Source organism: Bacteroides sp. AF39-11AC, assembly GCF_003474285.1.
GTDB lineage: Bacteria > Bacteroidota > Bacteroidia > Bacteroidales > Bacteroidaceae > Bacteroides.
This window is the reverse complement of record NZ_QROH01000017.1, coordinates 1-20333: the sequence shown is the minus strand read 5'-3', so window position 1 is coordinate 20333 and position 20333 is coordinate 1. Positions and strand designations below refer to the sequence as shown.

The 20333-nt window shown below is 41.8% G+C and carries 10 protein-coding genes; all 10 read right to left on the bottom strand.

From position 1 onward, the window contains the following. Positions 1 to 221 precede the first annotated feature (221 nt). Entirely contained in the window at positions 222 to 3179 is a 2958-nt protein-coding gene (locus DW036_RS24960; RefSeq protein ID WP_187374678.1) for a glycosyl hydrolase 115 family protein, read from the bottom strand. 20 nt (positions 3180 to 3199) lie between these two features. Then, on the bottom strand, positions 3200 to 4306 hold the full coding sequence (locus tag DW036_RS24955) for a glycoside hydrolase family 105 protein (RefSeq protein WP_118466660.1): 1107 nt from the start codon (positions 4304 to 4306) through the stop codon (positions 3200 to 3202). 62 nt (positions 4307 to 4368) lie between these two features. Further along, positions 4369 to 5517 carry a glycoside hydrolase family 130 protein gene (locus tag DW036_RS24950; protein ID WP_118466658.1) on the bottom strand — a complete coding sequence of 383 codons (1149 nt, stop codon included), beginning with the start codon at positions 5515 to 5517 and terminating at the stop codon, positions 4369 to 4371. A gap of 36 nt (positions 5518 to 5553) precedes the next feature. Further along, the gene (locus DW036_RS24945; protein ID WP_118466656.1) at positions 5554 to 7416 is read right to left on the bottom strand and encodes an FAD-dependent oxidoreductase; all 1863 of its coding nucleotides are present in this window, start codon (positions 7414 to 7416) and stop codon (positions 5554 to 5556) included. Between the two features lie 4 nt (positions 7417 to 7420). Beyond that, complete coding sequence (locus DW036_RS24940) at positions 7421 to 10147, bottom strand: sugar-binding domain-containing protein (RefSeq protein ID WP_118466654.1); 2727 nt, start codon at positions 10145 to 10147, stop codon at positions 7421 to 7423. Positions 10148 to 10198: 51 nt separating this feature from the next. Further along, a complete protein-coding gene (locus DW036_RS24935) occupies positions 10199 to 11302 on the bottom strand; it encodes a glycoside hydrolase family 105 protein (RefSeq protein WP_118466652.1) in 1104 nt (367 codons plus the stop codon). Positions 11303 to 11493: 191 nt separating this feature from the next. Continuing rightward, a complete protein-coding gene (locus DW036_RS24930; protein WP_118466650.1) occupies positions 11494 to 15519 on the bottom strand; it encodes a hybrid sensor histidine kinase/response regulator transcription factor in 4026 nt (1341 codons plus the stop codon). A gap of 524 nt (positions 15520 to 16043) precedes the next feature. Next, complete coding sequence (locus DW036_RS24925) at positions 16044 to 17594, bottom strand: sulfatase (protein WP_118466648.1); 1551 nt, start codon at positions 17592 to 17594, stop codon at positions 16044 to 16046. Positions 17595 to 17937: 343 nt separating this feature from the next. After that, positions 17938 to 19053, bottom strand: coding sequence for a glycoside hydrolase family 105 protein (locus tag DW036_RS24920; protein WP_022391348.1), 1116 nt, complete (start codon positions 19051 to 19053; stop codon positions 17938 to 17940). A 47-nt stretch (positions 19054 to 19100) separates the two neighbouring features. Next, a complete protein-coding gene (locus DW036_RS24915) occupies positions 19101 to 20237 on the bottom strand; it encodes an aldose epimerase family protein (RefSeq protein WP_118466646.1) in 1137 nt (378 codons plus the stop codon). Positions 20238 to 20333 lie beyond the last annotated feature (96 nt).

Sequence of the window (20333 nt, the reverse complement as noted above, 5' to 3'; positions counted from 1 at the left end):
GGTTTCTAAACTTAGTACCCCCTTATTCAGGAGGTAGACCAATAAGGCTTAACCTGTAAAACAATAAACCTTAGTCTATAAAAGATTAAGGCTTAATATAGAAAACACCCGGGTGTTTTTAGGCAAAAACATCCGGATGTTTTGATCTCTTGGACTTACTGTTGAGAATGCTTTCCCTTAATGATTTAAGGGAAAGGTGTTAGTATCCTACGAACAGAGCTTTATTCCTTTCTGGTAGGTTGCGGTCCCATATAAGAACGCTTCATACCACCAAAGTCCAATACAACTTTCTGCAAAACGGTTCCGGCATCTCCACAGATGATTTTCACTGTATGCTTGCCCGGCTTGTCTATATGAAGGGTGGTCTTATTGATTCTGCAATTCTTCAATACGCTCTCATACCAGATCTGAGCATATTCAAAGGAAGAAGTAGACGGAGTCATAACAGGCCCTTCATCAATACATACGCCATATTTGGTCTCAACGTTGGTTGCTTCATGTCCGGCATATCCTCTATCCTTGCTTATGGGGAAGGTAGGAAGTACATAGGTGTAAACATCCACCGATCCCTGTTCAAAAGTATAAAAATCATATTCCAGACGCGGTGTATTACGTCCTGCCGTACGCTGTGCCTTTGCCATAGGATTACCCAACTGAACAGCTGTATTCTCAAATCCCAGGTTCGGAATCACAATCATCTTAATATCATCATTCTCTACTTTACGGTGGAAACTTGCCGCATCCATCGCAACATATCCATTGTTCTCTACAAACAAAGTATCCATTTCGGCCAATGAAGGAGATGTAGGATTAAAGACGGAGATATAAACACTCTCTTTCTCACCACGGTCGGACATAATATCCAATGTACCAAGGATTCTCTCACCAGCCGGAACCTTTGCCCAGTCGATGGAAACTTCAATACGCTCTTCGGTAGCTGTCTCTCCGGATTTCTTGTTTACCAAAATCCAATCGTTTGTTACAGATGTTTTCCATTTCAACGGAGCAGCACCTTTATTGAATACATCTACATAGTAAGACTGACGCAGGTAAGTATTGAAACAAGGCAATGAATGGAAACTTTGCAGACCTTTCAACACAGCCTCACCCTCGGCCATTACACCCAGGGAAGCTGCAGGAGCCAGTTCAACATCTCGCAACTTCGGAAGTTCAAAATAAGCAGCTGCAAATCCTTGCTTCATGGTCATCACATGATTCCATTTACCGTCAAGCAGTGAGTTATAGCCTTTGGTTATAACTTCCAGACTGTCATAACAAGCTTTTGCTGATTTCTCCAAATCCTTAGCCGAGGCTCTTTGCTGAATAGCATACCAACGGTTTCTTTGTCCGTCCAGTACCATTCTGTTCAACAATTCGCATCCCTTTACCGGATAATATAATGACTGATAGAAACATGCTTTCTGTTTCTCATCGGACATATTATTCAGAATATTCTCTACGATACCTCCAATACGGCGGTATTCGCTCAGACGGTTGTCTACTTCACGATAGTTGGTCAGTGAAAAGTCTGTATCCGTATTCCGTTCTCTCCCATGTTTATCAGTCGTCCACTGGTAGCCCCATCCCATGAATTCGGGTTTACGTGCAAAAGCCAGCTTATAGAAAGAATTGACTACATCCTGATATTCATTACGGTATTGGTCGCCCAACATACTACACAACCATTCTGTACGATAATTGGCTGCTCTTTCAAAGTTGAAAGCATCAATATCGAAAGCCATTGTCAGGAAGTAATCCACTGCGAATTCACATGACTTAATATCACCGGCATTCAGCAACCAGATGCGGTCGGCTGTTGCATCGTAGGCTTTACGAAGTTCTTCGTACATCAATGTAGGAGAAACCGTATTCATCCAAAGGTGATCGTGAGGCTTGCCAAGATAAGAAGAGTGGTAATATACACCCGAACGCCCCGAACGTTTCTGTTCTTTCGGGCTGCTCAGACGTTTCATATAACCGTAGTTATCATCCGGCCAAATGATAGTTACATCATCCGGAAGTTCCAGACCTTCATCATATACATCCAACACCTCTTTATAAGGAGTAAATGCCTGGGGAATTTCTTCTCCCGGTTTACCGATTGCATTGATCAACATCTGTCTTTGCGCCATCAGAGCTTCCTGAAGCATATCCTTTCTATCACCCATATCATTGCTTGCGTTCATGGCTCTGTCATGCAGTCCGCGCAATGCCAGTGTATATACATTTTCAAAAGGAGCACATTCCTTCACACGAACATTGAGCACACTGTCTACACCTTTTTTATTATTGATGTAATCCCATTCGCCCATCTTATCCCGTTTCCATTCACTTGCCGTATTAAACAATAACGGTTCGCAGTGGGAAGCTCCCATAAGGATAGCAAAGCGGTCTGCAACCACTCTATTCTCAGGAATGCGATGGAATGCCATAGATGCATCGTGCATAGCCGGACACAAATAGTTGGCCTGAAGACGGAGCAAAAGCTCACAAACCTTGGCATAAGTCCGGGGGCCGAAGTTTCCTACTTCCTTCTCAAAGTTATCTCTTGACCAACGGTAAAGTCCCCAGTCTTCGTCATTGATGAAGATACCTCTGTACTTCACTGTAGGCTCTTTAGAAATATACTTGTCTACTTTCAGGTTCAACTGATCCTTCTTGATAATAGGAGCATCCGCCCACCAGTACCAGGGAGACACACCGATAGTTCTCGATACAGAAAGCAGTCCGTAAGCAGCGCCTCTGCGGTCGCTACCTACAATTACCAACGCCTTGTCCACACCCGGAAGCGGATTGCGCACAAGCTGTACCAGATAGCTTTCCCAACGATTCTTCAAAGGTTCTACATCCAGTTTCTTCTTTGCAACCATTTGGTCGATCCACTCATTATGACCCAAGGTGCCTATGATAATACAGTTCTTTTGAGGTGCTTCTTTGGTAGTAGCAACGCCCAAAAGCTGTCCACTCACCTCTTTCACATCATTTGCAAATAGTCCTGCCGTAGTCTTTACAACTTCAAAGTCTTTTGCGTCATAGTACACGCAGGCTTTATCCTTCTTGCCAACGAGACTAAACACGTTGGATCCGCTACTATTCTGTGATAGCGAAACCTGAGCCAGTGCTGCCGAGGAACTCAGCAGAAACATACCTCCTAATAAAATACATTTAAAAATTCTCATGCTTTATCGATAATTATGAATTATTTCTCCATCAGGGCAACTACACACCAAAGATAAGGACCTTGTGCATGAAAATCACCGGTACGACGCGGACGATCATAGTAGTATTGCTTGTCGTTCTTCTTATTAGTACCTACGCAAATCTCTCTTACCTGATTCTTCTCGGTCAAATAATTCACTAAAGCCATCCATGCCTTGCGAGCTGCGGGTGCATACTCTTTGGCATCCAGCCAACCGTTCTTTACACCCGTAATAAAAGCAAAAGTAAACATGGCAGAGCCCGATGTTTCAGTCCAGCATTCAGGATCATCCAGCAATTGGTTCCACAGTCCTTCCGGATTCTGATATTCCTTCAGACTCTTCATCATAGTCAGGTAACCTTCCATGATGCGGGGACGGTCTTTGTGATTCTTAGGTAAGTAACGAAGCAACTCTGTCATACCTGCTGCCATCCATCCGTTTCCACGTCCCCAGTAGAAGGGCACATCCGGTGCATGATAGAAGAGACCATTGGAACGTTGTAATTCATCCAGATACATCACCATTTCTTTGGCTGCACGATCTATATATTTGCTGTCATTGGTCACTTTGTAGGCATGCGTCTGCACAATAGTAATCATGTACATATCGTCAATCCAAAGGCGTGTTTGCCATGAATAACCCTTCTCCGCCCACGCTTTCTCTTCAGGTTTTGCATCTTCGGGAACTTCCCATTGGGTATCAGCATAAGGCAATCCCACTTCTTTATAGCGTTCATCCTTCGTCACCCAATAAAGTTCCAAAGGCAAGCTACCGAACATATTCAAATCGACATGATTCTTGATAGGCAACAGTGCCTTTTCAGTAGTAAACAAATGCTCAAACCGGGCTTGCAAAAGCTTGATAAGTGCTTTATCTTTAGCTGCTGCCGCATATTTAAGAGAACCATTCCAATAGAAGGTTTCGGGATAACCAATCCATTTTCCGGCATGTAATGCATGTTTCTCGGTTACAAAACGATAGGAAATGCGTCTACCGATTTCATCGGGGGTATACCCTTCGGGGAAATTCTTCAGTAGACTCTTCTGAGCAATTAATAACTGAAAAGAAAATAATAATAATAATAATGTAAATGCTTTCTTGTACATAACAATTTGGTTCTATCTGTTAAAACTATAATAATTTACACTCTCTGAGGTATCCGATACCACTACTTCACTTTCAATAATCCCTTTATATCATCACATATAGCCACTGCCACTTTAGAGTCTGCACAACCGTAATAAAGATAAAGCTTCTTCTTATAATAGGCCAATCCTTCGATAAAAACGGTTCCGTCTTTATACTGTCCGCTCTTCTCAAAAGGAGCTTCAGGCATGAAGAAAGGTTTGTCTAAGCGGCCCAATACTTTATAAGGATCTTTGGAATCGAGCAGAAGCTGACCTGCACAGTAAGCACCTGCCGGATAGTTGGCATCTCCTCTCTTTTTGTCATTCTTACCATTATACATCAATACAATACCTTGTTTGGTACGGATGGCAGGAGGACCACATTCAGTCATCTGGCTATCAAAGTATCCATTACGCGGCTTGGCTATCTTCAATAATTCATTGTTCTCATCCAATACGGGATACCAGTCCGTCAGGTTATCGGAAGTAGCTGCGTGTACGGCATATTCTCCCCAATACATGAAGTACTTACCATCCACTTTATCGATAACCAGCTTCCCACCTTTCACCTTCGTAAGAATAGAAGCTGACTTCGTTGCTATTCTGGCAAAACGACCGTCATATGCCTTTTCAAAAGCAAGGCCATGCTTAGTCCAGTTCTTCAGATCCTTGGAAGTAGCCACAGCAAGACGGGGAGTCTTCCGGTTCCATGCCGTATAAAGCATTACATACAGTCCGTCTTCGGTCATTGCTACCCGCGGGTCTTCACAACCACCCGGACATTCGATGCTTTCAAATTCATCTCCACCGGGGAAAAGTACCGGACTGTCCAGTCTCTTCATAGTCACTCCATCCGCACTCTCGGCATAACCGATACGGGAAGTTCTTTTACCTATACCTTGTGCTGAATTATCTTCGGCACGGTAGAGCACAACAATCTTTCCGTCTTTCACGATGGCAGCCGGATTGAAAATATCACTCTCCTCCCACTTCACCTGTTCTTTTCGCATCGGGCAATGGAAAGAGGTGGGTTGTGGTACCAATACAGGGTTAACTCCCTCAGGACGTAAGAACGGTCCAATCACCCAACTCTCTTGTGGTTTCTTATCGGTATCATCTGAAGAAGGCAGAGTAGAAAAACTACTAAGCGACAGCACCCCTATCAGACCCATTATTAATTTTAGTTTCATTTTATTTCTTTGTTTTACATGGTTAAAGTTATCGTTTTACTGACAAAGACGTTTATAAATCATGGTCAGAACTTCCAGCCTGGATGTCTTTCCGGGAGTAGCTTTGGGCTTAAACCCGCATAATGCACTCCATTCTTGTAGCGTTCCTTCATCAATCGCTCCGTGCAAATTAGCGTTCCATTCGGGTAGATATCCTCTCAGCCCCATATATTGTGCCAAGCGGAAGTTAGGATCTTCTGGTCGTAAATCACGAAAGTAGATCAGCGTTGCTTTCTGGTCCACCAACAAATCTTGTAATCTGGACATATCTACATCTTGTACAGGCACTTTGTGGTCAATTGCCAACGAAGCAGCAATACCTGCCGCTTGTCCCAACGCCATCCAGCAAGGCTCCATACGCAATGTGGAGAAACCGATATGCGAGCCGGATACAGGTACAGGCAATAGCAAATTTTCTACATTCCGGGGTAAAATAACGCCCAATGGTACTGTATAAACAGCCGTAGGATAGCTTATAAATCCATCCAGGTGTGCTCTTCCGGTTTCCCTCTTTCTGGCAGCATGCGAATCGAGTGCATAATGACTGGCTGTCACACTATTGACATGCAAAGGTGGGCGCTTCCCCGATGCTATGGGCAAAGCATCCTTAGCAGTGAAGAAGTAGACTCCTTCAAAACGTCTTCCTTCGCGTACATAAACCTGCCGGGGGAAATATTCGTTATCCTGATATTCATCTTTTGCCAATCCCCATTCCAACATTGCTTTACGGAAATGCTCCGGTAGTTCCGGATCATTCTGGGCAAACCAGAATAAACCCACTGTATAATCTTTCAGGCGTTTGGCAAACTTATCTCTCCATTCCCAAGATGAAGTAGGCCACGGCCAATTCTCTTCAGGCAAATCAGTAGAAATAAATGCGGCATGCTGGTTGTTACCATCTGTCTTCTGATTGGGCAGTTTCACAATGCTGCTCAATTTTCTGATTCCCCAACTATCTCCGGGTAGTTTGGTCGGATTGCCTGCAGCAATATGGCGGCGATTTTCTTCCATCATCTCGCCTGTCACTTTCAACATAGCCCGCTGGGTATTCTTTCCGGTCCATACGTCTTCAACCAATGAAACGTATTCATCTCTGTTATAAGATGCTGGTTTCGGAAAAAGAACACGATTATCTGGGTCATTAGTCAAACAAATCCGGTAATTATACGCCTGGACTGCATTGTCAGCCTCTCCAGTGCTACCACTGGCTGGCAGACTCTTCCAGTATTCATAAGTCCGCCCTGCTCCGGGTTCTCCAAATTCAGCTTTACTTTCCCTGCCTACACGGAAGGGAACACCTGCAGCAGCTCCTAAATCTCCTTCATAAGTGGCATCTACGAATATGTCACCCTGATAAATCTCTTTCTTCCCATTCTCACGATTCAAAATACAGATGCTCTCAATACATCCGTCTTTAAGAGATATATTCTGATCCTCAGCATCAAATTGCCGCATAAGGAGTACGGTAATCTTGTCTTTATGCTCATTCAGCATATCCTGATAGATGGATGCTGCAACAGAGGGTTCAAAATGAAAACCGTCACTGCAATCCTTCAACTGCTGCGAATTCTCCCCATAACGGTCTGCATAGTATTGTTTGATTCTGGAAGTAAACTCCATAAACAGACCGGTAGTAGCCTCCCGGGTGGCAATATCCGTCGCTCCCAGCCCATTAGCAGGAAGGCCTCCAATATGCCGGGTACGTTCCAGAATAACAGAAGTTTTGCCTTGCCGGGCTGCTGCAATAGCTGTCATAATACCACCGGGGTTACCGCCCACCACCACAATATCAAAATGGTTTTGAGCGGACACTCCCCAACTGAGTAGCAATAAAGCTGTAAGAATGTGGAATCTCTTCACGCTATTATCTTATTTTGAGTTTATACTTCTGAGTATCTATATTCCATCCTTTCAATACCAGAACAGCACCATCAGCCAGCTTCTCTTCCCCAGTTTCGATGGTGACTGTTTTCTTTTCACCCGGAATCAAAGAAAAGAAGTTATCTGAATAGAATGACGGACGTATCGGGCTCATCTTGGAATTGAGGAATTGCAACTGATTGAAGAAAGCAATGCCATTGGACATATTCTTCATCGCAATGTCTACAAAATAGCGTCCATCTGCCTGGCGAGTCTTGTAGGAAAGCTTCACTTTGGCTGCTTTCAACTTACTCAAATCTTCGAAGCCTGATGATGTAGGGCCGGTCAAGGTCTTGCTGCCTTCATACTTATCATTGGATCTCCAATAGAAGTTGGAAGAAACATCTTTGTCTTTTTCATCTTTCAACACTAATTTGATGAAGTGAACCTGAGAGATGTTTTCAGGGAAACGAATCGTCAGAACATCGTTAGCAACTCCATCTTCCGGCAAATCAATAGAAGCAGACTCTTCAAAAACCTTCTTACTATTTATATCATATACCTGAGCTATCACCTTATAACCAGTAAAGGCACGATAGTAATCGTTCACCACGGACACTGTATTTTTCAGATAATCAAACTGAGCATGCAGCGGTTCCAGAGAATTAGCTGTATGATACAACGAAGCTGTGGGCTCCAAAGACCAATCCCACATACGGGAAGAAACCTGACGCATGGAACAGTTATGATACCAGAACAAAAGTCCGGAACAGAAGCGATCGCCGTAATCCAATTTATTATAGTTCCATACTTCCCAGATACTCTTAGAATTCATCGCACCCAGCAGTTGTCCTTTTTGGGCAAACTCATCAATGGAAGATGACTTTCCATAGTTATTTACCAAATCAGTATACATGGTAGTCATCAAGTGGAAACCATTTCCATCCAGATAATCCCACACTTCCTTATTGATAGGCCAAAGGTCTTTCTCATCCATCATCTCACGAAGGATTTCCACTGTGGGAAGTGTAGGAGCACCATATTCAGGATTGAAACCATCGACACGGCTTCCACGTGGAGATGCCGTATTTTCATAGTGCTGCATCGGATTCACTTGCTTGTAAGGACTTCCGTCATGTACTCCGTCACATTCAGACTGCATCTGGTAACCTCGCGTACCATCCAGTTTATTCAATAATTCGGGGGTACCAGTAACCTCAGTACTCTCATTGGAAGCCACATAATAAGCCAGGGAAGGATGATTACGAATACGCTTCACGGTAGACTCCACGTTATTCAGATAGTTGCCCTTATCGTGCGGATGGCGTGTATCACCTGTCATCCAGAATTCCTGCCATACCAATAACCCCATCTCGTCACACAACTGGAAGAAATAGTCAGATTCGGCAATTCCACCTCCCCACATACGTAAAAGATTGACTCCTGACTGGAGGCTATATCTTAATTCAGCATAAGTACGCTCATCGGAAGTTCTCAGCATAGCCTCCGGTATCCAATTCGTTCCACGGATAAAGAGACGTTTACCATTTACATAGAAGACACGTGATTTATCAGGTGTATTCGTATCAGAAGTAATTTCACGAATACCAAACTTCGTTTTTACTGAATCACACACCACTCCATCGATGGATACGGTCATTTTCAGCTCATACAGGTTCTGAGGTCCTTTATTCACAGGCCACCATAAGCGGGGAGCGTTAATCACCAATTGCGGGAACTCTTCCGGAGAGAAAGACAAAACTTTCTCTTCTCCACGCATAACTTTAACTTTTTTCTCGAAAGTTATATTTTCACCAAGAATCTCACCCTTCACCGTGCAATTAATAGGGTTAAAACCTGTTGTCGGATTCACAACTTCCACCGACACAAATTCGCGTGCTTCGTCGTAACCGGGTTTGCGTAATTCCGATTTCACGAAAGGATAACGCAATGCCACTTTACCGGTAGAATAGAGAGAAATATTCTTCCAGATTCCTGTATTACGGTCGCGAATGCCATCCATAAAAGTGAAGTCCCAACCCACAGTCATCAGCATGGTAGTATTCAATCCAATGTTTCCGTTTCCACCATTATGGAATTCACCTACCGCTCCCCAGGATTTTGGTTTAGCACTACCCGGAACATCCACGGGATATACTTTTATAGCTAATGCATTGCTCTCGTCTATCTTCACAAAGCTGGTCACGTCAATGTAATCCTGCAAGAACATGCCCTTAATTGTGCTTAGCAGGTTTCCGTTCACCCATACCTCAGCGCGGTAGTTGATACCATCCAATTGTAACCAGACATGCTTTCCTTCAAATGATTTAGGAACTGTAAATTCAGTCCTGAACCAATAGGTGTAGAAATCACGTCCGGTTTCAGAAATATCAGGTATCAATTTAGATTCGATTTTATTGTTGATACCATAATAAGGTTCAGGATATTTTTGGTTGTGCACCAATGAATTCAGAACTGTACCGGGCACAATGGCAGGCAACCAGTTTGTTGTCGGATAATTAGACAAAGATACTTTCTCTCCAGAGTCCGTCACGTCTCCCGCCTTCATCATTTTCCACTGATAACCTCCATTATGGGTAATATCCGAGTCAAGCCAGATACGTTCAGAACCTCTGGCATCATTTACTTGCGTTTGTCCGGTTACTACTGTCGAATAGGAAAACAACAGCAAAACAAAGGTAAGGGCTTTGGCCCAACTGCTTATATTCATTTTATAAGTATAAATAAAGTTTCGATATAAGATTACTAAAATAATAGGAAATTATTCTTCTAAAAGCGCAACAGCACACCAAAGGTAAGGAGCTTGTCCATGATAATCGCCTACATTTTGTTTACGATCATAGTAGTATTGCTTATCGTTCTTTTTGTTAGTGCCCTCGCAAACTGATTTTACATTATTGTTCTCATCTATGTACTTTACCATAGCCATCCATGCCTTGCGGGCAGCAGGAGCATATTCTTTAGCATCCAACCAGCCATTCTTCACGCCCTTAATGAAAGCGAAAGTGAACATGGCAGACCCTGAGGTTTCAATCCAGCAATCAGGATGATCCAACAACTGATGCCACAAGCCATTGGAAGACTGATACTTTTTCAGGCTTTTCATCATAGTGCGATAGCCATGCAGAATGCGTGGACGGTATTCACTATCTTCGGGCAAACTACTCAACAACTCTGCCATACCGGCAGCCATCCAGCCATTACCTCTACCCCAATAGAAAGGAACATCCGGTGCATGATAGAAAAGACCATTCGGACATTGCAATTCATCCAGATACATCACCATTTCTCTGGCAGCACGGTCTATATATTTACGATCACCGGTAACTCTATAAGCCTGAGTCTGTACAATCGTAATCATATACATATCATCAATCCATAAACGAGTTTGCCAGGAATATCCTTTCTGATCCCATTCCTTTTCTTTGGGTTTTGCATTTTCAGGAAGTTGCCATTGAGTATCGGCATAAGGAAGGCCCAAATCCAGATAACGTCGATCTTTTGTTATCTTATACAGTTCCAGAGGTAAACTGCCAAACATATTCACATCCACATGATTCTTGATAGGCAACAGAGCTTTTTCCGTTGTAAACAGGAGCTCAAATCTATTCTGTAAAAGCTTCACAAGCTCTTGGTCATTGGTGAGTGCGGCAAATTTCAATCCTCCATTCCAGGTAAAAGTCTCCGGATAGCTAATCCACTTTCCGATATGAAGCATATGCTTTCCATCTACAAAATGATATGCCAGACGTTTACCTACTTCTTTGGGAGTATATCCTTCAGGAAAATCAGTCAACAAACTTGTCTGGGCAAACATCAACTGAAAAGGAAGCAAAAACAATAATAATAACGACTTCTTACACATAAGGTTAATTCTTTATTTATTAGACATTAAGAAATACATAATTGTTATCATGGTATACCTCTTACGAGATGGTTACAAAGATAACACGCAGCATCTTCTCAACAGAGAAGAAGTATTCCAATAAATAGAAAAAACATCTCAAAATCGCATAAAAGTCACAATTTTATTCCCAATAAAAGTACTATCTCCCCTTATCCGGCAAAATCCTTTGGAAGCACTCCAAATTGTTTCAGGAAACATTTAGAGAAATATGAAGAAGAATTAAACCCTACCATATAGCAGATTTCATTAATACGACTTTCACCTTCTTTTAATAACTGGGCAGCTCGTTTCAAACGTTCTATACGCAAATATTCGTTCGGACTCAAATCCAAGACCCCTTTCATTTTACGATAGAAGCTGGAACGGCTCATATTCAGACTCTCTGCCATATCGTCCATACTAAATTCCTGATTCGACAAATTAGAAAGAATAATCTCATTCAGTTTCTTGATAAATTCTTCATCAGCCTTGGTCAGTGCCATTGTATTGACTGCAACAAAAGGAGATTTGGCAAAATCCCGGCGAAGCTTCTCCCGATTGTTTATCAGATTAGAAACCACAGCCAAAAGATATTCCGGTGAAAAAGGTTTCTCAATATACGAGTCCGCCCCTAATTCCATACCCTCAATCTTAGACTGAATATTAGTCTTAGCCGTCAGAAGTATAACAGGAATATGACTATAACCCACATTTGACTTTATTGTCTTGCACAATTCAAAACCATCCATTAATGGCATAACAACATCACTCACCACCAGATTCACAAAATTACTATCCAATGCTTCCAAGGCCTCTCTACCATTAGTTGCCGTAACTACAGCATATTGAGATGACAACTGACGTTCGATGAAAGCGAGCATTTCCGGGTTATCTTCTACAACCAAAACCATATGCTTGCTTTCTTTTGATTGTTTTCCCTCCGATTTATCATCTGAATATTGCTCACTAGATGCTTCTGTTTGTAACTCTGCATCCATATTCTCCATATCAGAATCTAAAGTAATCACCGTATCCTGAATGATAGGAAGTGTCAGGACAAAAACATTGGCATCTTCACCCGGAGCCATAACCAAGGTTCCACGATGGAGCTCTGCCAGAGAACGGGAAAGAGCTAAGCCAATACCCGCACCTGTAGCAAGCTTTCCTTCCTCCTTCTGACTGAAACGAACAAAAGGCTGAAAAATCTCCTCTTTCATTTCATCGGGAATAATGACTCCGTCATTCTTTGTCACCACATAAAATGCCTGTGTCTCTACATCTACTTCCAACTTAATATGCATATAGCTATCGGCATATTTCGTCCCATTATTCAAAAGATTACTGATAATCTTCGTAAATGCTTCACGATTCACATGGGCGCAGAAATTTTCTTCGGGTAACTCCAGATTAAAGTCAAGACCTTTCTGGCGTGAAAGAGAACTAAAACGCATATAAGTTTCTTTCAGGATATTGGTAATATCACATTTAGTAAAGTTCAAGCTATAACCCTGGCTCTCTACTTTCCTGAAGTCCAGGAGCTGATTTGTAAGGTTCAGTAATCTTTCCGTATTATGTTGCATAATATTCAGATCCTCGTGAGTCTCCGGATCCAAATGCTTTTTCAAAAGAATATTCTCCAAAGGCCCTTTAATCAACGTCAGCGGAGTCCGGATTTCATGTGCCACATTGGTAAAGAAATCTATTTTAGCGTTATAGATCTCGCGTTCTTTTTCCTGCTCAAACTTCTCGAGTTGACGGCGATGCAGTCTGCTGCTACGCTGCCTGAAATACCAAAAGGCATATACAGAACCGACAATAAACAACAATATATAAATGCAATATGCCCAGAACGAAAGATAAAAAGGAGGAAGAATATGAATATATAGCAAATGTTCTTCAGGCCCCCAAATACCATCACTATTAGACGCTTTCACGCGGAACACATAATCACCATGCCACAAATTGGAATAAGTGACAATAGGACTTTCGCCCACTGTGATCCAGTCTTTATCAAAACCATCCAATCTATACATCAGCTTATTCATTTTCGGCACCTGATATCCAAGAGCTGCAATACGGAAAGAAAATGAGTTTTGATTAGCCTGAAGAGTGATACTATCCGAGAAAGTGATGCTCTTTTCAAGAGGAGTATTTTCTTCATCTGCACGGACTTCTTTATTGAACAGCATGAAATCTGTAATCACTACCGGTGGCAAGCTTTTATTCTCAGTAAACGTTTTGGGATTAAATACTACAAAACCATCAATACTACCCAGATAAATAGCGCCCGTTTCATCCTTGTAACTGGAACGGTAGTTAAACTGATCACCAAGCAAGCCATTGGCCGTTGTATAACCCTTTACCTGTTTTGTTTCGGGATTAAAGCGTACCAACCCGCTATTCGTTGTCAGCCAGAATAGTCCTTCTGCATCCTCTACAATTTGATACACCACATCATTAGGCAGGCCATTGGATGAATTATAGCTAGTAAAAGTCTCCGTTTCGGGATGGAACAAGCAGAATCCTCCCCCTTGTGTAGTCAACCAGATTTGCCGATGTGAATCTTCAAAAATACTCAAAACTTTGTCATAAGGAAGACTCTCTTTATTACTTTCATTATGTACATAGTTCTTCCATTTCTTTTCATTGACATTGTAGCAATAGGCACCATTCACATAGGTAGCTAACCACAAATTACCACCCGAATCCTCTTTTATATCATATACAAACCTACCGGTCAACTCCTCTATTCTGTCAAAATCATCTGTCTGTTCATTATACCTCAACAGCCCGAACATGGTTCCCAGATAAATATCTCCTGTTGTTGTTCTGCAAATGGCAAAGATACTATTGTCTATCAATGAACGGGGGGAAGCATTTTTCTGATAAGTTTTCAAGATATTCCCGGTATTGGTATCTACGATTTTCAGTCCTTTAGAAAATGTTCCAACCCACAACTTATCACCGACCATACATAAACCATGAATATTGGTAAACCCAGAACTGGGTGCAAAGAAAGAAAATGTTTTTGTCTTCGGATCAAAACGATTCAAACCACCATCCTCAGTACCAATCCATAATATCCCTTTATTGTCCTCGCAGAACTCACGTACCCGCTTACCATGCAAATTGTTATCCCCATCTTTCGGATAATACTTCTCAAAATAGGTGTAAGACTTTGGATAATAGTCTACTCCTCCAAAATATGAACCTACCCAGATACCACCTTCTCTATCCTCACATAGCGAATAAACAGCATTATCAGACAAAGAATAAGGATCATCTTTAGAGCTATACAAGTGCACATACTTATCTGTACGAAGATTATAGATATAGACTCCTGATTCTGCACCAATCCACAATTCATTATCCGAATTAACGAGCAAATCCCGGCTATATACCATTTCACCGGTTTCATCCATCAACAATAAACTCCGCAAATTACCGGAAGTAAGGTTCAATTCCTGAACCCCTTTTCTTATGGAACTGATATAGATACAATTATAGGCTCCCGGCACAATCTTCATAATGACGTCATCTTTAAAAACCTCTTCACCATCCTTCGGGGAAAGATAAGGATGAAGTGTTTTTAAATTATCCTTAGAATAGAACAAACCACTGCCGTAGAATCCAACCCAAATAGTCCCACTATTATCAGAAGTTACACTCTGAACATTGGCTGAGAAGCTGTTTAATGTATAGTTGTGAAGCTGTTCTTCTTGTGGCTCATAGCAGAATAGCCCTTGTGTTTCAACAGCTATCCAAACCCGCCCTTCCTTATCTCCCGAAATTGCGGAAACAGTTCGATCTATTTTAGTATTTTCTCTACTCAACAGGTTAAAAGGCACAAAGATTTCCCGGTCAGAATAATAAATATACATCCCAGCATCCGTACCAACCCAGATATTCCCTTTATTATCTTCATAAAGACAAGTTACGAAATTGTTCCCCAAACTATGATTGTCGTTCATATCACGCTTGAAATTCCGGAACGACATACCATCATATCTACTCAGCCCACCCTTAGTACCGAACCACATAAATCCCTTTTTATCCTGCATGATTGCATTGACTGTAGTTTGGGATAATCCATCCTTAATGCTAAGATTTTTGAAATAGTAATGTTCGTCTGCTGCTTGTGTCCAACAAACAATATAACAAAGAAAACTAATAAGGGCTATTATTCTCTTCCTCATTTTTGTGTTTTTTGATAGATTCGCACGTCAAATATAGCTCAATCTGATGACAAACGATAGCAGAAATACTTCAATAAATAAAAAATTCGTCTCTTTAATACTTAAAAAAATACAGGGAACTGTCGTTTATGAAAAGACTTCGATGAAAATAGCCCATTTCATCGAAGTCTTTCACTTTATATAATCTTCATCTTATCAATAGCTCAGGTAACCCAAACAGAGGCAAGCCTTATAAAACCCAATAAATATGTTTGCTTTATAACCAATGCGAATCAGAAACTGAATTTGATTTATAATTAGTACAATGGATTAAAGAGCTGATGAACCTTTATTAGTTTACTGATAATCAACGAATAGCATTTACCGACTGTTTACCACAAAATGTAAAAGCATTTACCGCTGCATGTAACGTCCTTTACCCCTTATTGTAACGCTCTTTACCTCGGTATGTAACGACCTTTACTTCGGCATGTAAATGGAGTTATTGTGTGGGAGTTAGCGTGTGGGGAACATCCTGTCATGAATCACTCGTAAAAGTGATAATTATAAGGATTCCGTTTAAAATGATAACGATGTCGAGGCAGTGGCAATGGATCCTGCAAACGCAATTCCCAAGCCAACAGTTTTGTCAACAACTCATTCTGCTTATTTACAAACTTTGAGTTTCCAAACAGGTTATTAATTTCATACGGGTCTTTCTTCAGATTATACAGTTCTCCCCTTCCATAACTGTTCATGACCAGTTTCCAGTCGCCCATACGCACCATTCGGGAAGTTCCACTCTGAGTCCAAGTATTCAGTTCGTCAAAACGAGCCACTTTATCATGTCCCAGCGCACCTTCCTGCTCAAAAGTCAGTTTATCATCCAAAGATACATCTTCACCACCGAAGCCCAACTGCACAACTACACTTGAAAACTCCTCTTTCGGGTATTTCTTACCTGTCAGCATCGGCCACAAACTCCGTCCCTGCACACCTACAGGTATAGAATCACCTATCGCCGTACAAAAAGTAGGGAAAAGATCTGCCAATGAAACATGCGCATCTATCGCTTTAGCCTGTTTCTTTATCTGATAACCGGCCCAAACCATTGGTATACGGGTCAGGGATTCGGATAAGCCTGCTCCTTTACGAATTAGGCCGTATTCACCGCAATAATCACCATGGTCGGACAGAACTACAATGATTGTTTTCTCAAAAAGTCCTTTTTCTTTCAAATCCTCAATCAGTCGCTTTATCTGATCATCTATAAGGCGAATCATTCCCATATAATTTCCCCTTAATCGAGGTAGATCCTTCTCAAGATCAGGACAAGAAGCATCTTCCAGTTCTGCCAATATTTGGTACTTCTCTCCTTTCTTCAATGCATCCTGGCGTGAAGTCTTCACTGGTGGAAGCTTATCCGGCGCAAACATCGAGTAATAAGGCTCACAGACTTGATAGGGATTATGTGGTTCGGGAAATGAAACCCAGACAAAGAACGGATTATCCTTCTGGCTATCGATCCATTCTATAGCCTCATCCACTATTCTTGTAGGCTGTTGGTCCTTGACAGGTATAGGCGAAGGCTCCAGACACTGCCCGACAGACTCTTTAAAGAATTCGGAAATGGCACGTTCTCCCTCCGTCACCGGTTTATTCTTTCCCCAGTGAGAATATTCAGACCAGAAATCCATATCTTTCGAACTCAAATAACCATGATTTTTACCCACCAAAGCAGTCTTATAATGGTTCTCCTTCAAAACAGCTACCAAATCTTTTGCATAGTGTATATCGCGTACATTATGATTCGTACGCACATGAGTAGCACTGGGAAAACGGCCTGTAAACATAGAACAACGTGCAGGGCTGCTGGCAGGCATAACCGTATATGCTTTATCAAACCAGGCATTCTGGTGCGCCAATTCATCAACGTACGGAGTGATTTCCATCGGAAACCCTTCACGCCCACACAAATCCGCACGCTGCTGATCTGTCATTATCACCACAATATTGGGCTTATCTGCCTGAGCGTACAAGGACAAGCCTACTCCCTGGAGAATAACTCCTGAAAAGAGATACTTTCTTAAATTCATAACTATCTATTTTAAGCATAAGTTCCGCAAACGAATAATTTTCCCTCTCAAAACATTTAGAACCTATCGAAAGCATCTCCGAACCATGTCAAGTCCGTGTCTGCTCCGTACCAACTCCGTACCTGCTCCTAAAAAAGGTACCTTTATACGGAGTTGGTACGGAGCAGACACGGACTTGATGCGGTGCAGAAGTTCTTTCAAGTCACTTTAAACGTATGCGAAAATAATATTTTTATTAATACCCAGGTAAAAATAACACATATACTTCATAATCTCAATGAAGAGATTATGAAGTATATAAATTAAAGCAGCTTTTTCAGCCGGCTATGAAGAATAGAATATCTTATTCGTTCAGCAATGCATAAGCACACCATATGATGGGAGCTTGTCCATGATAATCACCTGTTATACGGGGACGGTCCAAATAATACTGGTGACTGTTCTTCTTGCCTGTACCGATGCAAACTTCCATCAAGTCATTGTTATCATCAAGATAGTTGCAAAGCCCCAACCATGCACGGCGGGCAATCGGTCCATATTCATCCTTATCCAACCATCCGTTCTTCACACCCAAAATCATGGCATACGTAAACATTGCCGAACCGGAAGTCTCTGTCCAGCAGTCCTTTTCGTCAATCAACTGGTTCCAAAGTCCGTCTTCATTCACATATTTCTTCAGGTTCTCCATCATCAAGCGATATCCTTTGAGGATGCGTTGACGGTTAGGATCGTTTTCAGGAAGGTTGAAAAGCAATTCTGTCATGCCCACAGCCATCCAGCCATCGCCACGTCCCCAATAAAAGGGCACATCGGGTGCATGATAAAAAAGACCGTTCTCACGCTGAATCTCATCCAGATAAAGCACCATTTCCTTGGCAGCGCGGTTGATGTATTTTTTATCTCCCGTCACATGATAGGCTTCGGCCTGCACGATGGTAATCATATACATATCATCAATCCAAAGGCGAGTCTGCCAAGAGTATCCTTTCTTATGCCATTTACGTTCTTCATCGTTTGCCTTCTCAGGAAGAATCCACTGCGTATCGGCATACGGTAATCCCAGTTCTTTATAGCGCTCGTCCTTCGTCATGCGATACAGTTTCAGAGGCAGGCAACCAAACATATTCTGGTCTACATGAATCGGAGGAGGAAGCAAGTCTTTCTCCAGATGGAACAACAACTCAAAACGCTCTCTCAACTTCTTGGTAAGTTCCTTGTCATTCGTCATTTCGGCGAACCGGAGCGCTCCATACCAGGTGCAGACTTCAGCATAATGTATACCTCTGTCTCCATAAAGTTGGTGTTTGGTCTCCATCAGGCGGCTACTTACCTTTTTCCCTACGATTTTGGGATTTGCTCTTACAGGGAAATTACTGAAATAATCTTGTGCGGTGATGGTACTTGTCATTACAAATACAGCCACAACAAATAGATAAATGAAACGATAATCTCTCTTCATAATTCTTATAGTCTTTAAATGAATAATTAATTTACCCAGTTGTCTTATCATTTTCTTACGGAAAATTTATATATGCAATGGCTATCATATTTCTCTCCCGGTTTCAATAATGCTGACGGCCATTCCGGTTTATTAGGAGTATCGGGATATTTCTGAGTTTCCAAACAAACGGAAGCACGATGACCATATACGATGCCTTTTTTTCCCTTTACCGTGCCATCGAGGAAGTTGCCGGCATAAATCTGAATTCCCGGTTCGTTCGTGTAAACATCAAGTACGATACCTGTTTTAGGAGATTCGAGAGTAACACATTTCTGAGAAATATCCCCTTTCGTATTGAGTACCCAGTTATGATCGTAACCTTTACCATACTTCAATTGAATAAAATCATTATTAATGCGTGCGCCGATGGCCGTGGGTTGACGGAAATCCATGTCTGTATTTTCTACAGAAGCAATCTCACCGGTAGTCATAAAAGTACTGTCCACAGGAGTATATGCATCAGCATTAATGGTCAGTAGATAATCCGAGTTGTCTTTGGAAGGATCACCATCCAGGTTGAAATATGAATGATTAGTCAGGTTAACAACCGTAGTACGATCCGTTTCGGCACTATAACGAATATCGATGGCATTATCATCTGTCAGTGAGAAAGTGACCTTACAAGTCAAATTACCCGGAAATCCTTCTTCACCATCTTTTGATAAATAGCTCAATTCCAAAACCTGATCACTCAGCTGATGTGCATTGAAAACCCGGAAGTCAAACCCTTTAGAACCACCATGTAGGCAGTGACCATAGTTATTCCGTGGCAATTGATATTCTACACCGTCTATGGTAATCTTACCCTGGTTAATGCGATTACCATAACGTCCGATGGTAGCACCAAAATTCGTAGGAAGTTTCACGTAGTCTTGAATAGAATCGAGTCCTAATACAACATCACGCATAACTCCATCTTTATCCGGTACCATTACTGATACAATACGTCCACCAAAGTTTGTAATACAAACTTCCATACCATTTTTATTCTTTAGTACAAACAAATCTGTCTGTTTACCATCCACTTCCATACGGAAATCAGCCGGATTCAACCCTGAAGCAGTCTTTTCACTGACCTGCTTACTTGTACAGGCTGATGCTAATAGCACAAATCCTGCCAAAATAATCATAATTTTATTCATATCGCTTATAATGTTTATGCTTTATTTTTTAATTAAAAATTGTTCTGCACGTCCTGGTGAAAATAGTTCCCACAGCGAAGCAACTGTCCAACCCGG

Bases quoted from the DNA above. Each gene is read 5' to 3' on its own strand.
- DW036_RS24960 (WP_187374678.1), bottom strand. From the start codon at position 3,179: ATGAGAATTTTTAAATGTATTTTATTAGGAGGTATGTTTCTGCTGAGT.
- DW036_RS24955 (WP_118466660.1), bottom strand. From the start codon at position 4,306: ATGTACAAGAAAGCATTTACATTATTATTATTATTATTTTCTTTTCAG.
- DW036_RS24950 (WP_118466658.1), bottom strand. From the start codon at position 5,517: ATGAAACTAAAATTAATAATGGGTCTGATAGGGGTGCTGTCGCTTAGT.
- DW036_RS24940 (WP_118466654.1), bottom strand. From the start codon at position 10,147: ATGAATATAAGCAGTTGGGCCAAAGCCCTTACCTTTGTTTTGCTGTTG.
- DW036_RS24935 (WP_118466652.1), bottom strand. From the start codon at position 11,302: ATGTGTAAGAAGTCGTTATTATTATTGTTTTTGCTTCCTTTTCAGTTG.
- DW036_RS24930 (WP_118466650.1), bottom strand. From the start codon at position 15,519: ATGAGGAAGAGAATAATAGCCCTTATTAGTTTTCTTTGTTATATTGTT.
- DW036_RS24925 (WP_118466648.1), bottom strand. From the start codon at position 17,594: ATGAATTTAAGAAAGTATCTCTTTTCAGGAGTTATTCTCCAGGGAGTA.
- DW036_RS24920 (WP_022391348.1), bottom strand. From the start codon at position 19,053: ATGAAGAGAGATTATCGTTTCATTTATCTATTTGTTGTGGCTGTATTT.
- DW036_RS24915 (WP_118466646.1), bottom strand. From the start codon at position 20,237: ATGAATAAAATTATGATTATTTTGGCAGGATTTGTGCTATTAGCATCA.